General features: G+C 55.9%; 5 protein-coding genes. 4 read left to right on the forward strand and 1 reads right to left on the reverse strand.

Translation table 11 applies throughout. From position 1 onward, the window contains the following. Nucleotides 1–25 precede the first annotated feature (25 nt). From ACXJ5O_RS18410 to ACXJ5O_RS18420, 3 genes are read left to right on the forward strand one after another with little or no spacing between them, the layout of a single operon-like run. Nucleotides 26–1,093, forward strand: a complete 1,068-nt coding sequence (locus ACXJ5O_RS18410; RefSeq protein WP_457301157.1) for an ABC transporter ATP-binding protein — start codon at nucleotides 26–28, stop codon at nucleotides 1,091–1,093. A gap of 6 nt (nucleotides 1,094–1,099) precedes the next feature. Beyond that, nucleotides 1,100–2,005 carry an ABC transporter permease gene (locus tag ACXJ5O_RS18415; protein ID WP_457301158.1) on the forward strand — a complete coding sequence of 302 codons (906 nt, stop codon included), beginning with the start codon at nucleotides 1,100–1,102 and terminating at the stop codon, nucleotides 2,003–2,005. Nucleotides 2,006–2,007: 2 nt separating this feature from the next. Next, entirely contained in the window at nucleotides 2,008–2,853 is an 846-nt protein-coding gene (locus ACXJ5O_RS18420) for an ABC transporter permease (protein WP_457301159.1), read from the forward strand. 4 nt (nucleotides 2,854–2,857) lie between these two features. Here ACXJ5O_RS18420 and ACXJ5O_RS18425 read toward each other — a convergent pair whose 3' ends face one another. After that, nucleotides 2,858–4,396 carry a UxaA family hydrolase gene (locus tag ACXJ5O_RS18425; protein ID WP_457301160.1) on the reverse strand — a complete coding sequence of 513 codons (1,539 nt, stop codon included), beginning with the start codon at nucleotides 4,394–4,396 and terminating at the stop codon, nucleotides 2,858–2,860. A 514-nt stretch (nucleotides 4,397–4,910) separates the two neighbouring features. Here ACXJ5O_RS18425 and ACXJ5O_RS18430 point away from each other — a divergent pair. Beyond that, nucleotides 4,911–5,101 (forward strand): hypothetical protein (locus ACXJ5O_RS18430; RefSeq protein WP_457301161.1); only part of this gene is annotated, 191 nt, incomplete at its 3' end.

The raw sequence follows: 5,101 nt of genomic DNA on the forward strand, positions 1-5,101 counted from the left end.
TGATGTCTGTTTATAAGGGTACCCGATGCTGCTTGCGTCATCGCCATTCAGTGAGATCCGCCTTGACCGGATGAGCCGCGCTTTTGGGTCGCACAATGCGTTGAAAGATGTGTCGCTGACGATCCGCAAGGGCGAATTTATCGCACTGCTCGGGCCGTCCGGTTGCGGCAAATCGACGGCGCTCAACTGCATTGCCGGACTGTTATCGACGACGGGTGGGGGCATTTTCATCGACGACAAGCGCATCGATACACTAAAGCCGGAGGATCGCGGCTTCGGCATGGTCTTCCAGAATTATGCGCTGTTTCCCCACATGACGGTGCGCCAAAATATCGGATTCGGCCTCAAGATGCGCAAGGTTGCCAAGGCGGAGATGGAAAAGCGTGTTGAAGAGGCGCTGAATCTAGTCCGCCTGCAAGGACAGGGACATAAATTGCCAGGGCAATTGTCGGGAGGCCAACAGCAGCGTGTTGCGATCGCACGCGCGATCGTCATTGAGCCGCCGCTGGTATTGATGGACGAACCACTATCCAACCTCGATGCGAAGTTGCGCCTTGAGATGCGCGCGGAAATTCGCCGCATCCACAATCAGCTTGGCGCCACCACTGTCTATGTCACCCATGATCAGGACGAGGCCTTGTCTTTGGCTGATCGCGTTGTGGTGCTGCGCGATGGTGAAATTCGTCAGGTGGGCGCGCCAAGCGATCTTTACGAACGACCCGACCACTTGGACGTCGCCGAATTCATGGGCTACCGCAACCGCCTGACCGGCAAGGTCGTCGGTACGGATGGCGATCGCACCAGCGTTGCCGTTGGCAAAGCCATGTTGACGGGGACTGCACGGGATAATTTGAAAGTCGGTGATAGCGCTGTTATCGCGGCCCGGGCCGACGACGTCGTTGCCGGCCAAAAGTCTGATAAAACCGTCGAGGCTGTTGTCGAGACCATCGAATATCGCGGGCGCGAATTCGTTGGAACGGCGCGCACGGCAGAGGGTCTGGAGCTCGTCTTTCATGCGCCGCAAACGGCCGAGCTTGGCAGTTCGATCTGGCTCTCCATCGATCCAGCGCGCGCGCTGGCTTTTGCGGCGTAACGGCAAATGGCGAGCATTATCTCAACCCCCTTCGACAATCGCATGTCGCTGCGGCAGCGGCTGGCGCTGCGGGGCATTGATGGTGTTACTCTCCTTGTCCTGCCCGCGGTACTCTTTCTTCTGGCTGTGTTCATTTATCCCTTCATCTACGGGTTGATTTTGTCATTTACCCCGGCGGAGGGAGGCGCCTTTGCCAACTATAGAAAATTCTTCTCCGATCCGTTTCTCTATGACACCATCCTGACCACGCTGTGGCTGGCTGTACCGGTGACGATCATCAGCATAGCAATCGCGCTACCGGTGGCTTTCCGTGTGCGGCTGATGACGCATCAACGGCTTCTAACAACCATTCTGGTCTTGCCAGTGACGCTCGGCACAGTGCTCGTTGCTGAAGGCCTGTTGAACTATCTGGGTCCACAGGGTTGGTTCAGCCGGACGTTAATGCTGCTTGGCGCAATCGACCGGCCACTCAAATTGACCAACAATTATTGGGGCGTTTTCGCGTCCCTGATCATCACCGGCTTTCCGTTCACGTTTCTGCTTACCCTGTCCTATGTCTCGGGCATCGATCCGGCACTGGAGCAGGCGGCAGCCACGCACGGCGCCAGGAGCTGGCAGCGCTTCCGTTATGTCATGCTGCCCCTGCTGATTCCCGGTCTTGCCATCGCCTTCTGTCTGTCGTTTGTCCAGGCCTTCGCCGTGTTCCCCTCAGCCATCCTGCTTGGCGCGCCAGCGGGACCGACGCGCGTCATCTCAATTGCCGCCTATCAGGCGGCCTTTGAGCAGTATGACTATTCCATGGCTTCAGCCATCGCGATGATCATGGCGGTGGTGCAATTGCTCATCGTCGTGGCGATCCTCGGTATCCGCAACATGTTCTATCGCGGCTCGACCGCGGGCGGAAAGGGCTGACAATGATCCGCGACACAACCATCGGTGCCAAAATCTGGATCACTGCTGTCTGGGCAGTCGTCGTCTTTTTTATCATCAATCTGGTGGCGATGATCGCCACCGTTATCATTTCTTCGTTCGGCACACGCTGGCTTGGCACATGGCTACCCGCTGGCTGGACAACGAAGTGGTACTTCACTGCGTGGTCGGAATTCCAGCTGAGCGACGTGCTCATCGTCACCTTTCAGATTGTCTTTACCGTTGTTGCTTTGTCTGGCCTCCTCGGAGTGACCGCTGCCTATGCGCTCGCACGCCGAGATTTTCCCGGCAAGAAACTGGTCATGCTGCTGTTCCTGCTGCCGCTACTGGTGCCGCCGATCACCTTCGGCATCCCGCTCGCCACGGTGCTGTATCAGGCTGGCGTCGGCGGCACTTTTTGTGGCGTTGTTCTTGCCAATCTGGTGCCGACGGTTCCCTTCGTGATCCTCGTCATGATACCGTTCATCGAACAGATCGATCCAAAGATTGAGGCGGCGGCGCGCGTGTTCGGCGCCGGAACATTCCAGCTGTTCAGACATGTGCTGTTGCCTATGCTGCTGCCGGGTATTCTGGCGGCCCTGCTGCTGGTTCTGGTGCGTACTGTAGCGATGTTCGAGCTGACATTCCTTACGGCGGGCCCGACCAGCCAAACACTTGTCGTCGCGCTTTACTATTCGGTCTTTGCTTCAGGTGTCCGCGCTGTGCAATCGATCGATGCGATGGCTGTCGTCTATATGGTCACGACGCTCGTCTGGTTGCTGGTCGCGTTGCGGTTTGTAAATCCGACGCAGATCGTAGCCCGCGCCAAACAGCAGCAGACCACCGCATAGAGCATTACATCGTGGCGCCGATCTGCCATGGCACGAACTCTGCATCGCCATAACCGAGTTCTTCGGATTTGCTGCGCTGGCCCGAGGCGATCTTGAGAATATGCTCGAAAATCTCTTTGCCCTTGTCCTCGATCGACACGCCGTCGAGCACATCGCCGCAATTGATGTCCATGTCCTCGATCATCTGGGTATACATCGGCGTATTGGTGGCAAGCTTGATCGAGGGCGTCGGCTTGCAGCCATAGGCCGAGCCGCGCCCTGTGGTGAAAGCGAGGATGTTGGCACCGCCCGCGACCTGTCCCGTTGCTGAAACCGGATCATAGCCAGGCGTGTCCATGAAAACGAGACCATGCGCCGTGACCGGCTCGGCATAACCATAAACCGCTTCAAGCGGTGTCGTGCCGGATTTGGCAACAGCCCCGAGAGACTTTTCCAGAATTGTGGTTAAGCCGCCAGCCTTGTTTCCGGGTGAGGGATTGTTGTTCATTTCCATCTTGTTGCGGGCCGTATAATCCTCCCACCAGGCGATGATCGATTGCAGGCGCTCGACAGCTTCCGGGTTGGAAGCGCGCTCGATGAGCAGATGCTCTGCTCCGTAAATCTCTGGTGTTTCCGATAGGATCGCAGTGCCGCCCTGCTGTACCAGAAGGTCGACGGCAGCGCCGAGCGCCGGGTTGGCGGTGATGCCGGAATAGCCGTCGGAACCGCCACACTGCAAAGCGAGCATGAGTTCTGATGCCGGAATGGTCTCCCGTTTTACATTGGCGGCGGTCGGCAGCATATCGCGCACGGCGGCAATGCCCGCCTCCATGGTCTTGCGCGTACCACCGACTTCCTGGATCGTCAGGCTGCGGAACGTGTCACTTTCGACGATATTATAGGCTTCTTTCCAGCGGCCGATCTGGAAACCTTCGCAACCCAGACCAACCATCAGCACAGCGGCAATGTTCGGATTGGACGCGTAGCCCCACTGGGTGCGCTTGAGGACTTCGTAGCCTTCGCCTTTGATGTCGAGCGCACAGCCGCCGCCATGCACCAGCGGAATAATGCCGTCGATCATCGGGTATTCGTCAAGCAGACCGGATTTCTGCACGGCCTCTGCGATGAAGCGCGCGACGGAAGCAGAACAGTTCACTGAGGTCAGTACGCCGATATAATTGCGCGTCCCGGCACGGCCATTAGCCCGGCGGAAACCTTCGAACGTTGCGCGCTGCTTTACGGGCAAAATGCCATTTGCAGGAACCAAGTGCGTTGCATCCGGTTCGCGAACAAAATTGCTGTAGTCCAGGTTGTGTTCGTGCACCCATTCCCCAGCTTCGATCCGCTTGGAAGCGGAGCCGATGATCTGGCCGAATTTGCGTACAGGTTCACCCGCTGCAATCAAGCGAGAAGCCAGCTTGTGGCCGCGCGGAACGCGACTTGCCACGGTTACCGCCTCGATGTGCTGACCAACCTGAAATGTATCAACAGCAACAATCACATTGTCGCTCGCGTGAAGACGCAAGTGTCGCGGTGCGGTAAGGGTATCCACGAAAATCTCCATTGGCCAATTGATATATTAATTGCTCCGGCAAACGTTTGCAATGTGTCAAGATGAAACAGCCAAGGCCATATCGATGGCGGCGGCTACAACATATGCGTGTGCTTTTTTCAGCCGTCGGGGACGGCTGCGTCTCAACTACAACTACGCAATCGTCTATAAACCGTAAGTTGCATTTTTTGACTAACTTGTTGAAATATTTAAAATTTTTCTTGAATTTTTAAACTTTCACTTGACGGAATCTCAGCGTGCAAATATAGCGAATTGCATAATTTGCCTTGTTTTTGCCCATTTTGATTCTGCCGATTTCAAAAAATCAATACAATTATAAGTTGTGTTTTTATCAMGACCGAATTTTTGAAAGACAGGTATTTAGTTGAAAACATATTGCGCGCGCTTTTCCGGCTTCGGCACGTCCCTTTTTAATTCGCTCATTTTGCTCGTGATCTTGCTTGCCTCAATCATGGCAACGGCTTCGGCGGCGGAGCTGAAGTTTAAAGACGTCAAGGCGTCGGATATGACCAGTGCCGCCACTGGTTCAACCAAGCGCGCCCTCTACAAGAACGCAGGCACTGTCGGCGGTCAAAATATAGATCTCGTGGCGAAGGCATCCACGGGAACGAGCGCCAATGATTTTTCGGTTCACGCAGATCTGAAAAAGCCGGGAATTGCTTCGATACCTGGCAAAGGCAGTGCCGAGATCTGGGC

The sequence above is a fragment of the Phyllobacterium sp. P5_D12 genome, assembly GCF_054049495.1.

Bases quoted from the DNA above. Each gene is read 5' to 3' on its own strand.
- ACXJ5O_RS18420 (WP_457301159.1), top strand. From the start codon at position 2,008: ATGATCCGCGACACAACCATCGGTGCCAAAATCTGGATCACTGCTGTC.
- ACXJ5O_RS18415 (WP_457301158.1), top strand. From the start codon at position 1,100: ATGGCGAGCATTATCTCAACCCCCTTCGACAATCGCATGTCGCTGCGG.
- ACXJ5O_RS18410 (WP_457301157.1), top strand. From the start codon at position 26: ATGCTGCTTGCGTCATCGCCATTCAGTGAGATCCGCCTTGACCGGATG.
- ACXJ5O_RS18425 (WP_457301160.1), bottom strand. From the start codon at position 4,396: ATGGAGATTTTCGTGGATACCCTTACCGCACCGCGACACTTGCGTCTT.